Genomic DNA, 18,006 nt, shown 5'->3' with positions numbered 1-18,006 from the left:
TGTTTTAGCAATTATTTTAATCAAAACAAAGGAAGATAAAAGATGATAACTCTCAAAGAAGCTTTAAAACTGTCTCAAAGCGAGCTTGAAAATTTAAAAAAAGAGCTCAATGAAAAAGCTAAAAAAGAGCAAAAAATCGGTGCTTATATAGAACAATTTTTAGCTAAAGATTTAAGTGATGGTGGTAAAGGTATTCCAATAGCAATAAAAGATAATATTAGCGTCAAAGGTTGGGAATTAACTTGTGCGAGTAAAATTTTACAAGGTTATGTCGCTCCTTATGACGCAAGTGCTATAGTAAATTTAAAAAACAACGGTTTTTCTCCTTATGGACGCACCAATATGGATGAATTTGCTATGGGAAGTTCAAGTGTGACTTCATTTTATGGCAAAACCTTAAATCCTACAAATTTCAATCGTGTTCCAGGTGGCTCAAGCGGTGGTAGCGCTGCTGCAGTTGCTGGTGGCTTAGCCTTAGCAAGTTTAGGTTCAGATACAGGTGGTTCCGTGCGTCAGCCTGCAGCTTTTTGCGGTTGTGTCGGTTTTAAACCTAGTTATGGAAGGATAAGTAGATATGGGCTCGCCTCTTATTCATCAAGTTTGGATCAGATTGGAGTTTTAACGCAAAATGTTGAAGATGCAGCAATTCTTTATGATGCTATTGCAGGATATGATCCAATGGATAGCACGAGTGCAAATATAGAATTTATTAAAACTGCTTCAAAACTAAATGCTGAAAAAAAATTAAGAATTACTGTGATTGAAAATTATATTAACAATGCAAGTGAAGAAGTTAAAAATACTCTTTTAAAAAGTATTGATATGCTAAAAGCAAATGGACATGAAATTATTTATAGACAAATGCCCGATTCTAAATTTGACATTGCAGCTTATTATATTATCGCCACAGCTGAAGCAAGTGCAAATTTAAGTCGCTATGATGGGGTAAGATATGGAAGAAGAAGTGAAGATTTTCATAATTTAAAAGATATGTATATTAATTCTCGTAGTGAAGGTTTTGGTGAAGAGGTTAAGAGAAGAATTTTACTTGGAACCTTTGTTTTAAGTAGTGGTTATTATGATGCTTATTATATTAAAGCACAAAAAGCTAGAGCTTTAATTAAAGCAAAATATGAAGAAATTTTAAAAGATTGCGATTTAATTTTTATGCCAGTGACTCCTACAACAGCTTTTGAATTTAATGCCAAAAAAAGTCCTATTGAGGAATATTTAGAAGACATTTATACTATTTCTTTAAATTTGGCTGGACTTGGCGGTATTAGCATTCCTGTAGGCAAAGACAAAGAAGGACTTAATATTTCAGCTCAGCTTATCTGTAAAGCCTATGATGAACAAACCTTGCTTGATGGGGCTTTAAGCTTAGAAAAAATTATTAAAAATAACAAATAAGGATAAAAAATGAAAATACTCAAACGCGCTTTAACATTTGAAGATGTGCTTTTAGTACCTGCTTATTCAGAAGTTTTACCTAAACAAGTTGACATTAAGAGTAAATTAACAAAAAATATCACGCTAAATATTCCTCTGATTTCAGCTGCAATGGATACAGTAACCGAACACAGAGCTGCCATTATGATGGCTAGACTTGGAGGAATGGGTGTTATTCATAAAAATATGGACATTGCTGCCCAAGTACGAGAGGTAAAAAGAGTAAAAAAAAGCGAAAGCGGAGTCATTATAGATCCTATTTTCATAGGACCAAAAGCGAGTGTTTATGAAGCTTTGGAATTAATGGCAGAATACCGAATTTCTGGCGTTCCTGTAGTAGATGAAAATAGAAAATTAATAGGAATTTTAACCAATCGTGACTTAAGATTTGAAAGCGATTTTGAAACTTTGGTTGAAAATGTGATGACAAAGACTCCTTTAATTACAGCTCCAAAAGGCTGCACTTTAGATGATGCGGAGAAAATTTTTAGCACTAATAAAGTAGAAAAACTCCCTATTGTTGATCATGAAGGACATTTAGAAGGTCTTATCACTATTAAAGATCTTAAAAAACGCAAAGAATATCCAAATGCCAATAAAGATAATTTTGGCAGACTCCGCGTTGCAGCAGCTATTGGAGTAGGACAGATGAATCGTGTTGATGCATTGGTGGAGGCTGGGGTTGATGCAGTAGTGCTTGACTCAGCACACGGACACTCTAAAGGAATTATTGACACAATAAAAGCCATAAAAGAAAAATATCCAAACTTAGATTTAATAGCTGGTAATGTTGCTACAGCTGCAGCCACAAAAGCACTTTGCGAGGCTGGGGTTGATGCGGTAAAAGTAGGCATTGGACCAGGAAGTATTTGCACCACTCGCATTGTCTCAGGTGTAGGCGTACCTCAAATTTCGGCTATTGATGAGTGCGCTATCGAGGCTAAAAAATACAATGTTCCAGTCATTGCTGATGGCGGGATTAAGTATTCAGGCGATATTGCAAAAGCCATTGCAGCTGGAGCAAGCTCAGTAATGATAGGCTCACTTTTAGCTGGAACTGATGAGAGTCCAGGAGAGCTTTTTACCTATCAAGGAAGACAATACAAATCTTACCGTGGTATGGGATCTCTTGGAGCTATGCAAAAAGGAAGCTCGGATCGTTATTTCCAAGAAGGCACAGCGCAAGATAAACTTGTCCCAGAAGGCATTGAAGGGCGTGTACCTTATGTGGGAAGTATAAAAAGCGTTATTCATCAACTTTTAGGCGGTCTAAGATCTTCTATGGGCTATGTGGGAGCTGCCAACATTGAAATTTTTAAAGAAAAAGCAGAATTTGTAGAAATCACAAGCGCAGGACTCAAAGAAAGCCATGTACACGATGTGACAATAACACATGAGGCACCAAATTACAAGGTTAATAATCAATGAGCTTCGAAGAAAAATTGCAATTGGCCAATGAAATTTTAGAAAAATTAAATGATCAAAATTTAAGCCTTGAAGAAAGTGTCAAAATTTACAAAAAAGGACTTCAAAGCATTAATGAAGCTAGAAAAATGCTTGAAAAAGCTAAACTAGAAATCGAGCCGCAAAATGACTAAAATAGCTGCCTTACAATTACCCACTTTGGCTTTAAGCGAATCAAGACTTGAGTACTATCTTAAAGCTTGCAAAGACAATAATGCAAACCTTGTTGTTTTAGGCGAATATGTTCTAAATAGCTTTTTTATCGAGCTTTTATCTATGCCAAAAAGTATGATTAAAGAACAAAGCGAAACCAAAAAAGAAAGTCTTTTACGCCTATCTCAAAAATATGAGCTTGAAATCATAGCTCCTTTTATAAGCGTTGAAAGCAAAATTTACAAAAAACTTTGTTTAAAAGTATCGCCTAGTAGTGTAAAAAATTATGAACAGCAAATTTTAATGCCTTACTCTCATTGGAATGAAGAAAAATTTTTTGGCAATAAAACAAAAGAAATAAAACTTTTTAATTTTACGCATGATGGGCTTAAGTGCGCTTTAATGTTTGGTTTTGAAGCGCATTTTGATATATTTTGGCAACAAGTGATGGCAAAAAAAATTGATCTTGTTATAATCCCTACTGCAAGCACTTTTCAAAGCACACAAAGATGGCAAGAGCTTTTAAAAACAAGGGCTTTTTTAAATTCAACAAGTATTTTAAGAGTAAATCGAATAGGTAATTTAAAAAATAACGAGGAATGGAAATTTTACGGCGATACGATGTTTATTAATGCCTTTGGCGAAATTGAAGATCGTCTTGGAAATGAAGAAGCGATGTTAATCATCAATCCCCAAAAAGCCGATGAGGCAAGAAAACTTTGGGTTTTTGATAAAATTCTTAAAAAAATAGATGCTAATTAAATTGCTAGATATCTAGCAATTTAATTTATAAAATTTTAATGCTCTAAATTTAAAAGCACTACAGCACATAAAACAACTCCAATTCCTGTGATGCCAATTTTATTTAATTTTTCTTTATAAAAAATCCACCCACCCAAACAAGTTCCTATGATACCCACAGCACCCCAAGTCGAATAAGCCACACTTAAAGGTATATCAAATTTTAAAGAAAAAGAAAGCATAACAAAAGCTAAAATTGCTAAAATTATCGCTCCTAATCCCCAAATTTTATGCTTAAAACCATCTGATTTTTTAAGTAATAAATTTGCAAAAATATCCAAAAAGGCCGATAAAATAATAAATGATAAATAAATAAGCATACTCATTCTTTAACCTCCCCTATATTAATCATTAAAATGCCTATAATGGATAATACAATACCTATAATTTGAGTTGTTGTTAAGCTTTCATTAAAAAACACAAAAGAAATTAAAAGTATCAGCACAACCCCCAAAAGCTCCCATACCGCATAAGCAATCCCTACTTGAATTTTTTTAATTGCAAGCCCCATAAGATAATACGATAAAGCAATAAAAAAAGCCATCGCACCATAAGCTATAAATTGATTTTCATTTTTTAAAAAACTTGTTCCTATAACTTCAGCTACAATAGCACCTAATAAAAATATCCAAGCAATCATTTTAGTTTTTAAAAGCATTTCAACTACTCCAAAAATTTCGCACCATTATAACACAAAATATTCTTTTGCTTTAACGCAAATTTAGGCTTTTTAGTCTATACTTTTATCTTTGATTATAAAAAAATAAAGGAAAATTTATGGGACGAGCGTTTGAGTACCGACGCGCTTCTAAAGAAGCTAGATGGGATAAGATGAGTAAGCTTTTTCCTAAACTTGCAAAGGCTATACAGGTGGCTGCTAAAGAAGGTGGGATTGATCCTGATATGAATCCAAAACTTCGCACAGCCATAGCTACTGCTAAAGCAAACAATATGCCAAAAGACAATATAGACGCAGCGATAAAAAGAGCTAGCGGCAAAGATAGTGCGGATATTAAAAACATTCATTATGAAGGAAAAGCCGCGCATGGAGCTTTGATAATAGTTGAGTGCATGACAGACAATCCTACACGCACCGTTGCAAATGTGAAGGCTATTTTTAGTAAAAATGGCGGAGAAGTTTTGCAAAATGGCTCACTTGGCTTTATGTTTGCTAGAAAAGCGGTTTTTCACCTCGAAAAATTTGATGGTGATTTAGAAGAATTGGAACTTGATTTAATCGATGCAGGGCTTGAGGAATTAGAACAAGATGAAGAATTGCTCGTTATAGGTGATTATACTGCTTTTGGAGATTTAAACGCAGCTATTGAAGCTAAAGGTTTGATTATCAAAAAAGCAGGACTTGAATATCTTCCAAATAATCCTATAAGCTTTAGCGAGGAGCAACTTGTAGATATTGAGAAATTAATCGACAAGTTAGATGATGATGATGATGTTCAAGCTGTTTATACAAATATAGATTAAAGGAAAAATTATGTTAAAAGAAATCGATACTCGTGATGTAAAAAAATACAAATTTGCTATCATAGAAACCGAAAAAGGTTCAATGAAGCTTAAACTTTTTGGTGATGAAGCTCCACAAACTGTGTGCAATTTTGCAAATTTAGCCAGTTCAGGTTTTTATAAAGATTTAAAATTTCACCGTGTAATCCCAAATTTTGTGATACAAGGCGGTTGCCCTTATGGTAATGGCATAGGCGGCCCTGGATATGAAATCATGTGCGAGTGCCATAATCAAACTCATAAACACCAAAGAGGTACTTTATCTATGGCACACGCGGGACGTGATACTGGAGGATCGCAGTTTTTTATTTGCCATAGTGCACAACCTCATTTAGATGGAATTCATACTGTTTTTGGACAAATTGATGAAAAAGATACACAAAGTTTAGAAGTGTTAGATTCTATAAGACAAGAAGATAAAATCATCAATATTAAAATTCTTGAAAAAATCTAAATTTATTAGAAAATGAAAAGATTGCAAGAAACAAATCCTTGCAATCTTATTTTGATATAATCATTTAGTATTTAGTGAATAGGGTTTTATTTAACTTCAAGAGAATTTTTTAAAACCATATATTTTTGAATAAAATTATAAAAATTAAGGTTTAAAAATGCAAGAAACTATTAATTTTATTATCGATATAGCAAGCTCTTGGGGTTACATGGGTATTATTGTACTAATGACTTTAGAAAGCTGTTTTATTCCTTTTCCTAGCGAAGTGGTAATGATACCAGCGGGATATTTGGCTCATAAGGGAGAATTGAATTTAGCTCTTAGTATAATTTGCGGTATTTTTGGTTCGGTACTTGGGGCTTTAATTAATTACTATATTTGTTTTTTTTGGGGTAAAAATTTTGTTTTGAAATGGGGAAAATATTTTGGTATAACAGAAGCGAAATTTGCAAAATTTGAAGCTTTTTTTAATAAACATGGAGAATTTTCAACCTTCACTTGCCGTCTTTTGCCCGGAATTCGTCAATACATATCCATGCCAGCAGGCCTAGTTAAAATGAAACTCTTAAATTTTATTGTTTTTACAGCATTAGGGAGTGGAATTTGGGTAAGTATTTTGGCATTTTTGGGATATTTTATAGGAGAAAATGAAGAATTAATTAAAATTTATTTACACCAAATTCTTATTGCAATTGTTATTTTTATCATCATTGCAAGCATAATATACATAAAAATCAAAAAACCCTTCAGCAAAGAAAAACAATGACGCAAAAGCCAGAAATTCAAGATTTAACCAATTTTATCATTGATTATACTAGTGCGATGATAGCCGCTGGAACTTACACTTCAAGAGTTGCAAGGTGTGCAAGCAGGATAGCTAAGGCTTATGGATACGAGCTTAATTTAAATTTTTTCTTTCATCATACCTCTATTAATATTTTTGATATAGAAAACAAAGCAAACATACGAACTTACATTATTCCTAATAAATACTCAGCAATTAATTTTAGCTTAATTTCAGATCTTAGTGCTTTAAGCTGGAATATTTTTGATCATTCTTATAAACTTGAAATTGCAAGGGAGTATTTTGAAAAATTATTGCATAAAAAAAGATATCATTTTATTTCTAGCTTATTTTTATCCTCTTTAGCCAATGCTGCTTTTTGTAGGCTTTTTGAAGGAGATATTTGGGCAATGATTTTTGTATTTTTTGCTACTTTTGTGGGTATTAATTTAAGATATTTTTTCACAAAAATACAAATTGACTTACGAATTCAATACATCATTTGTTCTTTTTTATCATCTTTACTTGTAGCTTTTGCTTTAGATTTAAATTTAACGCAAACTCCAGAAGCTGCTTTAGGATCTAGTATTTTATATCTTATACCTGGGGTGTTTTTTATTAACTCGGTCATAGATATTTTGAAAGATCATATTTTAATGGGTTTGAGCCGTTTCATTAGCGTTGCCATACTTATAACTTGCATAGGAGCCGGTATTTATATAACCTTAAGCATTTCAAAATTTGGAATTTTACAATGAGTGATTTAAGCCTTATTGCATTAGATATGTTTTTTGCGGCCGTCGCTGGATTTGGTTTTGCTTATGCTTGCAATCCACCTTTAAAAACTTTATTTTTATCTGCAATTTTAGCAGCCATAGGGCATGGATTTCGTTTTATGCTTTTAGAATTTTTCCACTTTCAAACACTTGCTATAGCCACATTTTTGGCATCTTTTGTTGTAGGATGTTTAGGTATGCTTTTGGCAAAAATTTTTAAAACTCCTGCTGAAATTATAGCCTTTCCTGCTTTACTTCCCATGATACCAGGAATTTATGCCTATCGAGCAATTTTATATTTAATTTCTTTTATTAGAAGTGAAGATATGGTGCTTCAAACAAGTTATTTGGTTAATTTTTTTAATTATTTTTTTCTCACTCTTTCGGTTACTTTAGCTCTAGCAGTAGGCGTTTCTATGACCTTATTAATCTTTTTTGAGCAAAGTTTTATGATGACTCGAAATGCTAAATTTTTAAAAAAATAATACCACATTTACCTTAAAAAAATAAAATATAAACTTTAATTAATTTTTAAAGGATTTAAAATGCTTTGCCCTGTATGTAATGTGGATTTAATGATGAGTGATAGAAATGGTGTTGAAATTGATTATTGCCCAAAATGTCGCGGTGTTTGGCTTGATCGTGGAGAACTTGATAAAATTATAGAAAGAAGTTCTAGTGCTAATTCTTATCAACAGCCTTCTCAAAATTACCAGCAAAATCTTTATCAAGGACGCGGTAATTATCACGATGATGGTTATTACAAAAAGAAGAAAAAAGAAAGCTGGATAAGCGAAATTTTTGACTTTTAATTTATATTTAGCAAAAGTCTAAACTTTTGCTAAAATTAATTTTCCATTTTATTCTTAGCTTCTATACCAAGGATGTTTAAAGCAGTTTTAATACTAAGTGCTACTATCGCAAAAAGCTTTAATAAATCATCTTCATTCTCGCTGCCGATAACTTTATTTTCATTATAGAATTTATGAAATATTGAAGCTAAATTTTTCAAATAATCAGTAATTTTTTGCAAAGCTCTATTTTCAAAAGCATCACGCAGAACAGATTCTAAATTTAGACTTTCAAAAAGCAAATTTATTCCATCATCATTTAAGCTTGATAAATCTGCGTTAATAATCTGATTTATTTCTTTTTGAGCTTTGACAAAAACTTGATGAATTCTTGCATGAGCATAATTAATATAAAAAATTGGATTAGTGTTATCCTCTTTTTTTAAAGTATCCACATCAAATTCTAAATGGGTATCACATTTTTTGCTTACAAAAATAAATCTTAATGCATCACTACCTATTTCTTCCAAAATATCACTCATTAAAATGAAATTTCCAGCTCTTTTACTCATTTTATAAGGCTCACCATTTTTGAGTAAAGAAACCATTTGTGCTAAGATAATTTCTAAATTTCTACTATCAAATCCCAAAAATTCCATTGCAGCTTTCATTCTAGCAATATAGCCGTGATGATCAGCACCCCAGATATTAATACACTTATCATAAGCACGACTCATTTTATCTCTATGATAAACAATATCTGCAGCCAAATAAGTTCCTCGTCCATCCTCGCGTATGATAACCCTATCCTTTTCATCTCCCTTTTGTGAAGATGCAAGCCAAATTTTACCATCATTTTCATAGGTACCTTTATGTGCTTTTAAAGCTTCTAGGGTTTCTTGAAGTTTGTTATAATACGATTTTTCACTTGCATAGCTATCTATATAAATATTTGCCTTTGAAAGATTATCTTTTATAAGTGCTAACATTTCATCTTTTGCCCATGCGGCCAAATCTTCTATATGCTCTTCAGTAAAAAAGCTTTTGTCAAATTTCTCAAAAGCATTTTTTGCTAAATCAACAATATATTCGCCTTTATAGTATTCTTGTGGATAAACTACATTTTCGTTAAAGCAATGTTCTTTAACAGCCAAAAAGATAGACAAGCCCAAAAGATAGATTTGATTTCCTGCATCATTAACATAATACTCTGTATCAAATTTATAACCCAAATGTCTAGCAAGTCTTGTTAAAACATCACCAAAAACAGCCCCCCTTGCGTGACCAATATGTAAAGGCCCTGTAGGATTGGCGCTGACATATTCAAGTAAAAAACTTGTATTTTTTTCTTTTCCTTTTGTAAAATTTTGTGGATCATTTAAGGCTTTAGTGCTAAGATTATTTAAAAAAACTTTTGAAAGTCTGAAATTTAAATAACCATTTAGTGCTTCAACTTTTTCAAAACATGGATGATTTTTAAATTGAATAGCCAATTCTGAAGCAATTAAATGTGGTGACATTTTGCGTTCTTTTGCTAAAGAAAATGCAAGTGGAGTAGCAAAATGCGCTAAATTCTTATCTTTAGGATTTTCCAAAACAAAATCTTGATTCAATACTTTTTTAATTTCTTCAAAAACCAAATCTTTCAAGTTAAAAACCTTAAACTTTTTTATTTGAATTAGTTAAATCTGCATCCGAATTAACACTATTTGCTTCTTGTTTTTCTTCGATTTTTTGTGTATTTTTTGCCACTTCTTCTTCTGAATTCATTTCACTCTTAAATGTTTTAATGCCCTTTCCAAGACCTTTAGCAAGTTCTGGAATTTTCTTTGCTCCAAAAAGTAAAACGATAATTAATAAAATAATCAGCCATTGTCCTGGCCCTATTGAACCTAAACCCATTTTATTCTCCTTTATTCCATTGAATTAAAATATTTTCTAAATCATTATTTTTTGTTTTGCACTTTTGAGACTCGTAAATAGCCTTTAGACAATTATAACTCTCTTGCAAATCTTTATTGATAATGACATAATCATAACTTGACAAATGCTGCATTTCATCTTTAGCGTTGCAAAGTCTCTTTTCAAGAATTTCTATTGTATCAGTATTTCGCTTAATAAGTCTTTGTTTTAATTCATTTTTATTTTGTGTTGTTATAAAAATTGATACTAATTTTTCTTTTAATTTATCTTTAATAAGATGAAAACCCTGCACATCAATATCAAGAATGACTATTTTACCTTGTTTTAAAGCCTCATTTATATAACAAAACGAGGTTCCATAGTAACAACCATGCACATTTGCCCATTCTAAAAATTCATTGTTTTCAATACCTTGCTTAAATTCTTGCTCCGAAACAAAATAATAATGAACGCCATTAATCTCCCCTGCTCTTGGAGATCTTGTGGTGCTTGAAACTGAAAAATAAATTTCATCTTTAAAATCTTGAAATAATTTTTTTAATAAAGTTGACTTGCCAGCTCCACTTGGCCCAGAAACTAATAAAATAAAAGATTTCAATCTTTATCCTCAAAATTTATATTTATATTAATATTCATCTTCATTCCCTTTAAAGCTGCTTTCAAGGCATCATCTTTAATGCTTGAAGTAATTGCCCCTGCAATGCTTTGGGTTAATTCCCCTACAATCTCTTCACTTTGCTCCTTAGAAGTTTGTTTGTTTTCTATACTCTCACCTAAAGCAATTTGTATATCTTCTTCTTTTAATGAATCTAGTTCATTTTGTTTTTCTTCAATTTTTATTTCTTGGAAATCTTTTTCATCCATAGCACTTAAAGCAGCTAATTCTTCTTTAATTTGATCTTGCGGACTTTTATCTTCATAATTTAAATTTTCATTATCGCTAATATTTTCTATTACAATAGGTTCAAATTCTTCTTCATCGTGTTTTGGTTCTTTATCCTCTTCACCAATAAACTGTGCGTCTTGTGATAATTTTTCATACATATCCTCTAAAGGTTTATTTTCCTCATTATTTTCCTCAAAGACTTCTGGAGTTTGCTCTTGCCCATCAAGCGCTTCTTGCTCTTCTTGTAGATTTTCCAAAGCTTTATTTAATTCTTCTTCATCTAAAATTTTATCTTGCTCTAAAGGCAAGTCATTTTCTATTTTTTCATCCAAATTTACATCATCTAACTCATCAAATTCTAAATCTTCATCTAAAACGGAAGGTATATTTTCATTTTGATTTTCATCCTCTGCTAAAATAGGATCTAAATTTTTATTTCGCTCTTCTTTATTGTCTTCATCTAAATTTCGCTCTAATTCTTCATTTGCTTGCTCTTCGTTCAAAGAAAGTTCTTCTTCTAAAACTTTATCTTGATTTAAATTTTCTTCTTTTTCTAAATCACTTTGATCTAAATCGTCTTCTTTAACTTCATCTTGCTCTAAAGCTTCGTCTTGTTTTTCATCTAAAATTAAATCTTGTTCATTTAAAGTTTCATTTAAAACCTGACTTTGCCCTTGCTTTTCATCTAAATTTAACGCATCCAAATCATCTTCGCTGACTTGCAAATCCTGCACTGGCTCTTCATTTTCTTGTTCTGCATCATCTTCTAAATGCAATTCGTCTAAATTTAACACTATATCATCATAAGGATTTTTATCATCGTTTTGTAGCAACTTTTCTATATCATCTTTTTGATTATCCTGCATTTCATTTACAAGCTTTATGAAATCTGTTGGCAAAAAAGGCTTTTTTAAAGTTTGAATACTAGAATCCAATACCTGATCGCGATTTGTTAAAACTATAAGTTTTTGATTTTTTTGCTTAAGCTCATTAAAATCAACCAACATATCGCCATCAATAACAACTATATCATAATCTTCAATCTGTTCACAATCTTCTTTCTCATCAAGTTCATACGACATTTTTTTTGCACTAAGTCCAATCAACCTAGATACAACAGGGCTGTTATTTAAAAGTAGCATTTTCATAAAATTAATCCTTCGGTAACAATTCCATAATTGTAGAATATTTTAAATTAGTGAATGCTTATACAAAAAATAGAGTTTGCATATTTGAAAAAACTTTTAAAATAAGTTCTTTAAAATATTGCATCATTACTGTTAAAATTGCAATTAATACAACAAAAGACAAAGTAATCTTAATAGGAAAACCTACAACCAGTAAATTAAACTGTGGCATAGTTTTCATCAATAAACCAAAAATAACATCTGCTAGCAAAGAAATGGCCAAAATAGGAAAGGCTATAGAAAAACCCAATGAAAATACACTGAGCATTCCCATATTAAGATAATGGAGTAAATTTTCATGGGGATAAAATCCACCAAGCACAATATAATCCAAAGAATAATTCATAAATAATAAAATCAGATGATGTCCATCAAATGCTACAAATACAAGTAAAGCAAGTAAATTTAAAATCTGAGAAGTTATAGGCATACTCATACCTGATGCTGGATCAATTACACTTGCCATAGTAAAACCCATAGTAAAGGAAATTTGCTCTCCTGCCATTTGAATAATAGCAAAAATAAGCTGAAGCATAAGTCCGGCTATCATACCAAAAATAAGCTCACTTAAAAGTTGCAACACAAAAAAAGAATTTAAATTAGCATTATCCAATCGGGCATTAGGAAACAAATACATGGTTAAAAATAAGACAAAAGTGGTTTTAATCACCAAAGGAATATTATTATGTGAAAAAAAAGGAAAAAAAACTATAATGCCACTAAGTCTTGCAAATAATAGCATAAAAGTTGCTACATTTTTATCGCCTAGGTAATTAACAAATTCCATTAGAATTTAAAATATAAGTTTTATCACAAAAATTTGCTAATTTGGTATCATGGGTAACAAAAAATAAAGCAGCATCATTATTTTTAACATAGGAAATTAAAATTTCTAATACATTTTTAGCATTAGCAAAATCCAAATTCCCAGTTGCTTCATCCGCAAAAATAATCTTTGGCTTTTTGCATAAAACCCTTGCAATACTAACTCGTTGCTGTTGTCCTCCACTTAACTTACCAACTTTTTGATCCAATAATGAATCAATGCCAAGCTTTTTTAAAATTTCGTTATCTAACTCATTTTCAGACAAGACACTTGCAAGCTCTATATTTTCTAAAGCAGAAAAACCTCTAAAAAGATAATGTGTTTGAAAAATAATACCAAAATCATAACGGCGAATTTTTAGTCTTGAATTTTCATCTAAAGCATATAAGTCTTGTTCTTTGTAAAAAACTTTTCCAGAATTTGGTTGAAGTAAAGAAGATAAAATATGTAAAAGCGTAGATTTACCGCAACCACTACTACCTTGTATTGAAATACAATCTTTAGAATTTAAAGTTAAATTTAAAGAATTAAAAAGCGGATATTCAAACCCATGATTTAAATTCTCCGCTTTTAATAATTCCATCATTTAACCATTTGCGCAGCAACTTCAGCAGCAAAATCTTCTGTTTTTTTCTCTAATCCTTCGCCTACTTCGAAACGGATAAATTCAACAATTTCTAATTTACCGCCAAATTCTTTTTCTTTTTCAGCAATAACTTGTTCAACGGTTTTTTTGTCATCCATTACATAAAATTGTCCCATTAAAGTGAGCCTGCTATCAAGTTGAGAATTATCAGCAATAAAGCTGTTTAATTTTCCTGGGATAATATTTTGCCAAATTTTCTCTGGCTTATTTTGTGCTTTCAATTCTGCCTTAATATCCTCTTCGGCTTGTTTTAAAATCTCATCAGTAAGTTGTTTACGACTTGCAAATTTAGGAATTTTATGTTCAGGTTTATTAGGATCTTTAAGTCTTCGTCTTTCTTCATTTTCTTTTTCAAGCTCTGCAACTAGAGCTTTATATTCATTTTGAACAAAATCCATATCAAGTTCTTTATAACTTAAATAACTTGGTTTCATCGCAGCTATATGCATACAAATTTGTTTTAAAAAATCAGCCGATTTTTCCACCATAGCTTGACTATCACAAGCTGCTGCAATAATAACACCTACACGCCCGTTAGTGTGAATATAGCCATTTACTACTCCATTATTTCCAGCTTTTAATGTAGCAAATCTTCTTACAACTAAATTTTCGCCGATAGTAGCAATTTGACTTTTAAGATATTCTTCAAATTTAACTCCATTAATTGTACTAGAATGGAGCTCTTCAATATTTTGTAGGCTATTGCTCTGAATATGTGCTGTCGTATCTTTTGTTAAAGCAATAAATTGTTCGTTTTTAGCAACAAAGTCAGTTTCTGAATTAATCTCACTCACTGTTGCGCTTTTAAAATCATCGCTTACTTTTACACTCACTAAGCCTTCAGCAGCAAGTCTATCGGCCTTTTTAGCGGCTTTACCCAAACCTTTTTCTCTTAAAAGTTGAATTGCTTTTTCAAAATCTCCACTGGTTTCTTTTAAAGCATTTTTACAATCCATCATCCCTGCCCCTGTGTTTTCACGGAGCTCTTTTACCATTTGTGCAGAAATTTCAGCCATTATTCTTGCTCTCCTTCAAAATCCTCTTCGCTCATTGCCTCATCTAACACTTCTTGTTTTTCTTCATCAGTAATTTCTTTTTCATCGGCTAAAGCTTCTCCATCTTGATCCCTTAAAGCTTTCCCTTCATTGATGGCTTCAGCCATTTCTTGGCAAAAAAGTTGAACCGATCTAATTGCATCATCATTTCCAGGAATTGGATAAGTTACAAGATCAGGATCGCAATTTGTATCAAGTGGAGCTACCACAGGAATTTTAAGCCTGTTTGCTTCTTGAACTGCAATTTTTTCTTTCACTGTATCAATAACAAAAATCATATCTGGTTGGGTTTTCATATGACGAATTCCACCAAGATAAGCTAATAGTTTTTCTTTTTTTCTAGTAAGCATTAAAGCTTCTTTTTTAGTTAGAAGTTTAATACTTCCATCTTCTTCCATTTTTTCTATAACTTCTAATTTTCTAATTGACTGGCGAATTGTTCCAAAATTTGTCATCATACCGCCTAACCATCTGTGATTTACATAAGGCATACCGCATTTTTCGGCATATTCTTTAATCGCCCCACCTGCTTGTTTTTTAGTTCCAACAAAAAGTATAGTTTTACCTTCTGCTGCAGCATCACGAACAATATTATATGTATATCTAAAATATCTTAAGGTTTTTTGCAAATCAATTACATAAATACCTTTTCTCTCACCAAAAATAAATTTTTTCATTTTTGGATTCCAGCGTCTTGTTTGGTGTCCAAAGTGCACACCACATTCCAATAAATCTCTCATACTAACCATGAGTTTCTCCTTATAAAATTAGCTTTATTCCTCCGCATCCCTTAATTTATACAAGCTAAAAAGGATTGATGCGTGTGAATTAAAGCCAAGATTATATCAAAAATTATTTTAGTTTTTTCTTAGGAAGAGAGCCATCTTTAAAAAGATGGCTTAAAAATTTTTAATGAAGTTTAGACCAAACGGAGCGTTTCCAAGCAATAGCAAATATACTTAAAATCACGAAAAATAGCATAATATATAAACCAGTGCTTTCTCTTTCTTCTTTTTTGCTATCACCTATTTTTTCCATATAAGCAAGAATTTCTTTTTGACTTGCTTCATTAAGCCCTACCCTAGGCATTGCAGTACCTGGAAGTAATTTTTGAGTATTGTTAAGGAAGTTATTCAAATATTCTTCTCCTCTTGATCTTATCATCATAGATAAATCTGGTGGAATAGAACCCAAATAGCCCTTCAAATCATTACTATTTGAAGCAGCAACAAGTCCATCGTATTTCATACTATGACAACGCCCACAAGCTTCAATAAAGGTATTCTTTTCCTTAGCAAACACCAAATCTTTTTCTATTAATGCCGTTTTTTGCTTCTCACTTATACCTTCAATTTTAGCATACTTTGCTTCAAGTTCTGCTTTTGTTTTTTGCTCTAAATCAGCCTTATGCTGCGTAGCTACTTCTTTTAAATAGGCAATTACATTAATAATATTTGCATCAGTAACCTCTTCGCTTTCTCCTGAAACATCCACATTGTAAGCCGTCATAATGAAAGCATCACCAAATTTATGATCAACTTTTAACGCTAACGATGGATTCATAATTAAAGCTGCTAAGAATTTTTCATCATAAAGCAAACCTGCCCCACTTAAATCAGGAGGTAAAACTCCATAGATAGAAGAATCAGGAATAGTCGGTGCAATACCCGCAGCTTCTAAGCCATGACAAGCTATACAATTGCTTGAGAAAAATTCAGCACCTTTACTTGCATCTGCTTTTGAAAAATCCATTTTAGAAACTTTATCCCATAAAGCTTGGTTTTTTTGCAAATTTTCATTTGCAAGATCTAAGGCCTTTTGAGCTGTTTCAATTTTACTTTCATTGTTTTCAGCTTTTGCAAGTTCTAATTCAGCTTGTTTTGTAGCCACTATAGAGTTGGCAAAACCAAGATCTTCTTGCTGAAAATCAAAATTTGCAGGAGCAACATGAGGTTTCATTACAGAATGTGCATAAGGCTCAACTCCCCAATAAACAAGGGCAGTAAAAACGACTACAACTAAAAATATTTTTAGCTCTCTCATGATTTAGCTCCTTTTCTTTCTAAAATTGTAATCACAGGCAATACCACAAGCAATAATAACAAAAATACTAACGAAGCGGCAAAACCTACCCAAGCATTAACTCCTGTTGGAGGTAATTTTCCATAAATAGTTAAAACGATCAAATCAATCAATAAAACCCAAAACCAAATAAAAAATAAAGGTCTTTCATGAGCTGGTTTTACCACATCACTTCTATCAAGCCAAGGCAACAAGAAGAAAATCACTTGAGCTATACCAAAAGCAGCCAAACCTATATCAAAAGCTTTAATGCCTCCAATATCAAAGAAAAATCCTCTTAATACTTCATAACTCCATAAGAAATACCATTCAGGATAAATGTGCGCTGGAGTTTTAAGTGCATCAGCTGGATCAAAATTAATTGGATCCATAGCAAAGTTAAATTTAAAACATACCAAATAGAAGAAGAAAATCATAAAAAGACTAATATACATAAAATCTTTTGCTAAAAATGCAGGCCAAAAAGGAATTACTTTTGAATTTTTTGTATCGCCTGACATATATTTTTCAGCTTCCAAATCAAAGTCTAATTCTTCTGCAATTTCATTATTTACATGTGGAATTCTTAAAGAATAAAAATGGAATACAATAATACCTATAATTACGATAGGTAACAAGCATACATGGAGCATAAAAAATCTTGTTAAAGTTGGATCAGAAACTGCATAATCCCCTCTAATCCACACAACCAAAGCATCTCCAATAAATGGAATTCCACCAAAAAGATTAGTGATAACTTGAGCAGCCCAATAACTCATCTGTCCCCAAGGAAGCATATAACCACTGAAAGCTTCAGCTGAAAACACCACAAATAAAAGCATTCCGCTGATCCAAATCATCTCACGACCTTTTTTATAAGAACCGTAATAAATTCCTGTTAGCATATGGATATAGATGATTAAGAAAATCACAGAAGCAGCCACACCGTGCATATGACGCCAAAGCCAGCCGTATTCCACCTCTTGCATGATGGTCTTATTGACACTATCAAAAGCAAGTGCAGTATCAGGCTTATAATACATTACAAGTAAAAGTCCTGTAACAAAAAGCACTGTAAAAAGTGTGGTTAAAATAACTCCCATAGCCCATAAAAAATTAATTTGCTTTGGTATCCAGTATTTTACCATTAGTACATCAAGCAATTTATGCACTGCAAGTCTTTGATCTAGCCAATCAACTATCCCTGTAGCTTTTCTAATTTGCGCCAT

General features: G+C 31.9%; 22 protein-coding genes. 10 read left to right on the top strand and 12 right to left on the bottom strand.

Going from position 1 to position 18,006, the window contains the following annotated elements:
- The first annotated feature begins 42 nt into the window (after positions 1–42).
- From gatA to ELQ16_RS05765, 4 genes are read left to right on the top strand one after another with little or no spacing between them, the layout of a single operon-like run.
- Positions 43–1,410, top strand: a complete 1,368-nt coding sequence (gene gatA / locus ELQ16_RS05780) for an Asp-tRNA(Asn)/Glu-tRNA(Gln) amidotransferase subunit GatA (protein ID WP_134238615.1) — start codon at positions 43–45, stop codon at positions 1,408–1,410.
- Positions 1,411–1,419: 9 nt separating this feature from the next.
- Complete coding sequence (gene guaB, locus ELQ16_RS05775; protein WP_134238614.1) at positions 1,420–2,877, top strand: IMP dehydrogenase; 1,458 nt, start codon at positions 1,420–1,422, stop codon at positions 2,875–2,877.
- Entirely contained in the window at positions 2,874–3,047 is a 174-nt protein-coding gene (gene xseB, locus ELQ16_RS05770) for an exodeoxyribonuclease VII small subunit (protein WP_134238613.1), read from the top strand. Before guaB ends, xseB begins: the two co-directional genes overlap by 4 nt.
- Positions 3,040–3,828, top strand: coding sequence for a carbon-nitrogen hydrolase family protein (locus tag ELQ16_RS05765; RefSeq protein WP_134238612.1), 789 nt, complete (start codon positions 3,040–3,042; stop codon positions 3,826–3,828). The genes xseB and ELQ16_RS05765 overlap by 8 nt, the downstream gene beginning before the upstream one ends.
- A gap of 35 nt (positions 3,829–3,863) precedes the next feature.
- On the opposite strand, the gene ELQ16_RS05760 is transcribed toward ELQ16_RS05765, so the two are convergent.
- Both ELQ16_RS05760 and ELQ16_RS05755 read right to left on the bottom strand, forming a co-directional pair.
- On the bottom strand, positions 3,864–4,187 hold the full coding sequence (locus ELQ16_RS05760; protein ID WP_407919965.1) for a DMT family transporter: 324 nt from the start codon (positions 4,185–4,187) through the stop codon (positions 3,864–3,866).
- Positions 4,188–4,189: 2 nt separating this feature from the next.
- Complete coding sequence (locus ELQ16_RS05755; RefSeq protein ID WP_134238611.1) at positions 4,190–4,525, bottom strand: multidrug efflux SMR transporter; 336 nt, start codon at positions 4,523–4,525, stop codon at positions 4,190–4,192.
- Between the two features lie 119 nt (positions 4,526–4,644).
- Here ELQ16_RS05755 and ELQ16_RS05750 point away from each other — a divergent pair, with 119 nt between their 5' ends.
- The 6 genes from ELQ16_RS05750 to ELQ16_RS05725 all read left to right on the top strand — a co-directional run bounded on the left by ELQ16_RS05750 (position 4,645) and on the right by ELQ16_RS05725 (position 8,214).
- On the top strand, positions 4,645–5,349 hold the full coding sequence (locus ELQ16_RS05750; RefSeq protein ID WP_134238610.1) for a YebC/PmpR family DNA-binding transcriptional regulator: 705 nt from the start codon (positions 4,645–4,647) through the stop codon (positions 5,347–5,349).
- A gap of 10 nt (positions 5,350–5,359) precedes the next feature.
- The gene (locus ELQ16_RS05745; protein WP_134238609.1) at positions 5,360–5,842 is read left to right on the top strand and encodes a peptidylprolyl isomerase; all 483 of its coding nucleotides are present in this window, start codon (positions 5,360–5,362) and stop codon (positions 5,840–5,842) included.
- A 157-nt stretch (positions 5,843–5,999) separates the two neighbouring features.
- Complete coding sequence (locus ELQ16_RS05740) at positions 6,000–6,608, top strand: DedA family protein (protein WP_134238608.1); 609 nt, start codon at positions 6,000–6,002, stop codon at positions 6,606–6,608.
- Positions 6,605–7,384 (top strand): threonine/serine exporter ThrE family protein, encoded by a 780-nt coding sequence (locus ELQ16_RS05735; RefSeq protein WP_134238607.1) that lies wholly within the window; start codon positions 6,605–6,607, stop codon positions 7,382–7,384. The genes ELQ16_RS05740 and ELQ16_RS05735 overlap by 4 nt, the downstream gene beginning before the upstream one ends.
- Positions 7,381–7,887 (top strand): threonine/serine exporter family protein, encoded by a 507-nt coding sequence (locus ELQ16_RS05730; RefSeq protein WP_134238606.1) that lies wholly within the window; start codon positions 7,381–7,383, stop codon positions 7,885–7,887. Before ELQ16_RS05735 ends, ELQ16_RS05730 begins: the two co-directional genes overlap by 4 nt.
- 60 nt (positions 7,888–7,947) lie before the next feature.
- Positions 7,948–8,214: a zf-TFIIB domain-containing protein gene (locus tag ELQ16_RS05725; protein WP_134238605.1), complete on the top strand. Its 267-nt coding sequence runs from the start codon at positions 7,948–7,950 to the stop codon at positions 8,212–8,214.
- 35 nt (positions 8,215–8,249) lie between these two features.
- Here the strand turns inward: ELQ16_RS05725 and argS are convergent, their stop codons facing one another.
- The 10 genes from argS to ELQ16_RS05675 form a co-directional block, all read right to left on the bottom strand.
- A complete protein-coding gene (gene argS / locus ELQ16_RS05720) occupies positions 8,250–9,842 on the bottom strand; it encodes an arginine--tRNA ligase (protein WP_134238604.1) in 1,593 nt (530 codons plus the stop codon).
- 10 nt (positions 9,843–9,852) lie between these two features.
- The gene (locus ELQ16_RS05715; protein WP_134238603.1) at positions 9,853–10,095 is read right to left on the bottom strand and encodes a twin-arginine translocase TatA/TatE family subunit; all 243 of its coding nucleotides are present in this window, start codon (positions 10,093–10,095) and stop codon (positions 9,853–9,855) included.
- A 1-nt stretch (position 10,096) separates the two neighbouring features.
- On the bottom strand, positions 10,097–10,714 hold the full coding sequence (gene gmk / locus ELQ16_RS05710) for a guanylate kinase (protein ID WP_134238602.1): 618 nt from the start codon (positions 10,712–10,714) through the stop codon (positions 10,097–10,099).
- Positions 10,711–12,150, bottom strand: coding sequence for a hypothetical protein (locus tag ELQ16_RS05705; RefSeq protein WP_134238601.1), 1,440 nt, complete (start codon positions 12,148–12,150; stop codon positions 10,711–10,713). The genes gmk and ELQ16_RS05705 overlap by 4 nt, the downstream gene beginning before the upstream one ends.
- 58 nt (positions 12,151–12,208) lie before the next feature.
- Positions 12,209–12,976, bottom strand: coding sequence for a flagellar biosynthetic protein FliR (gene fliR / locus ELQ16_RS05700; RefSeq protein WP_134238600.1), 768 nt, complete (start codon positions 12,974–12,976; stop codon positions 12,209–12,211).
- Positions 12,963–13,598 carry an ABC transporter ATP-binding protein gene (locus tag ELQ16_RS05695; RefSeq protein WP_134238599.1) on the bottom strand — a complete coding sequence of 212 codons (636 nt, stop codon included), beginning with the start codon at positions 13,596–13,598 and terminating at the stop codon, positions 12,963–12,965. Before ELQ16_RS05695 ends, fliR begins: the two co-directional genes overlap by 14 nt.
- Positions 13,598–14,677 carry a translation elongation factor Ts gene (tsf, locus tag ELQ16_RS05690; protein ID WP_134238598.1) on the bottom strand — a complete coding sequence of 360 codons (1,080 nt, stop codon included), beginning with the start codon at positions 14,675–14,677 and terminating at the stop codon, positions 13,598–13,600. Before tsf ends, ELQ16_RS05695 begins: the two co-directional genes overlap by 1 nt.
- A complete protein-coding gene (gene rpsB, locus ELQ16_RS05685) occupies positions 14,677–15,465 on the bottom strand; it encodes a 30S ribosomal protein S2 (protein WP_134238597.1) in 789 nt (262 codons plus the stop codon). Before rpsB ends, tsf begins: the two co-directional genes overlap by 1 nt.
- 160 nt (positions 15,466–15,625) lie before the next feature.
- On the bottom strand, positions 15,626–16,759 hold the full coding sequence (locus tag ELQ16_RS05680) for a c-type cytochrome (RefSeq protein ID WP_134238596.1): 1,134 nt from the start codon (positions 16,757–16,759) through the stop codon (positions 15,626–15,628).
- On the bottom strand, positions 16,756–18,006 hold the full coding sequence (locus ELQ16_RS05675) for a cytochrome bc complex cytochrome b subunit (RefSeq protein WP_134238595.1): 1,251 nt from the start codon (positions 18,004–18,006) through the stop codon (positions 16,756–16,758). Before ELQ16_RS05675 ends, ELQ16_RS05680 begins: the two co-directional genes overlap by 4 nt.

This window comes from Campylobacter sp. US33a (genome assembly GCF_004378855.1).
Lineage (GTDB): Bacteria > Campylobacterota > Campylobacteria > Campylobacterales > Campylobacteraceae > Campylobacter_D.
This window is presented reverse-complemented; position numbering and strand designations above follow the sequence as displayed.

Bases quoted from the DNA above. Each gene is read 5' to 3' on its own strand.
- ELQ16_RS05745 (WP_134238609.1), top strand. From the start codon at position 5,360: ATGTTAAAAGAAATCGATACTCGTGATGTAAAAAAATACAAATTTGCT.
- ELQ16_RS05750 (WP_134238610.1), top strand. From the start codon at position 4,645: ATGGGACGAGCGTTTGAGTACCGACGCGCTTCTAAAGAAGCTAGATGG.
- ELQ16_RS05765 (WP_134238612.1), top strand. From the start codon at position 3,040: ATGACTAAAATAGCTGCCTTACAATTACCCACTTTGGCTTTAAGCGAA.
- rpsB (WP_134238597.1), bottom strand. From the start codon at position 15,465: ATGGTTAGTATGAGAGATTTATTGGAATGTGGTGTGCACTTTGGACAC.
- ELQ16_RS05730 (WP_134238606.1), top strand. From the start codon at position 7,381: ATGAGTGATTTAAGCCTTATTGCATTAGATATGTTTTTTGCGGCCGTC.
- ELQ16_RS05680 (WP_134238596.1), bottom strand. From the start codon at position 16,759: ATGAGAGAGCTAAAAATATTTTTAGTTGTAGTCGTTTTTACTGCCCTT.
- ELQ16_RS05695 (WP_134238599.1), bottom strand. From the start codon at position 13,598: ATGGAATTATTAAAAGCGGAGAATTTAAATCATGGGTTTGAATATCCG.
- ELQ16_RS05715 (WP_134238603.1), bottom strand. From the start codon at position 10,095: ATGGGTTTAGGTTCAATAGGGCCAGGACAATGGCTGATTATTTTATTA.
- ELQ16_RS05675 (WP_134238595.1), bottom strand. From the start codon at position 18,006: ATGGCGCAAATTAGAAAAGCTACAGGGATAGTTGATTGGCTAGATCAA.
- guaB (WP_134238614.1), top strand. From the start codon at position 1,420: ATGAAAATACTCAAACGCGCTTTAACATTTGAAGATGTGCTTTTAGTA.
- gatA (WP_134238615.1), top strand. From the start codon at position 43: ATGATAACTCTCAAAGAAGCTTTAAAACTGTCTCAAAGCGAGCTTGAA.
- fliR (WP_134238600.1), bottom strand. From the start codon at position 12,976: ATGGAATTTGTTAATTACCTAGGCGATAAAAATGTAGCAACTTTTATG.
- tsf (WP_134238598.1), bottom strand. From the start codon at position 14,677: ATGGCTGAAATTTCTGCACAAATGGTAAAAGAGCTCCGTGAAAACACA.
- ELQ16_RS05755 (WP_134238611.1), bottom strand. From the start codon at position 4,525: ATGCTTTTAAAAACTAAAATGATTGCTTGGATATTTTTATTAGGTGCT.
- ELQ16_RS05740 (WP_134238608.1), top strand. From the start codon at position 6,000: ATGCAAGAAACTATTAATTTTATTATCGATATAGCAAGCTCTTGGGGT.
- xseB (WP_134238613.1), top strand. From the start codon at position 2,874: ATGAGCTTCGAAGAAAAATTGCAATTGGCCAATGAAATTTTAGAAAAA.
- ELQ16_RS05760 (WP_407919965.1), bottom strand. From the start codon at position 4,187: ATGCTTATTTATTTATCATTTATTATTTTATCGGCCTTTTTGGATATT.
- ELQ16_RS05705 (WP_134238601.1), bottom strand. From the start codon at position 12,150: ATGAAAATGCTACTTTTAAATAACAGCCCTGTTGTATCTAGGTTGATT.
- ELQ16_RS05725 (WP_134238605.1), top strand. From the start codon at position 7,948: ATGCTTTGCCCTGTATGTAATGTGGATTTAATGATGAGTGATAGAAAT.
- ELQ16_RS05735 (WP_134238607.1), top strand. From the start codon at position 6,605: ATGACGCAAAAGCCAGAAATTCAAGATTTAACCAATTTTATCATTGAT.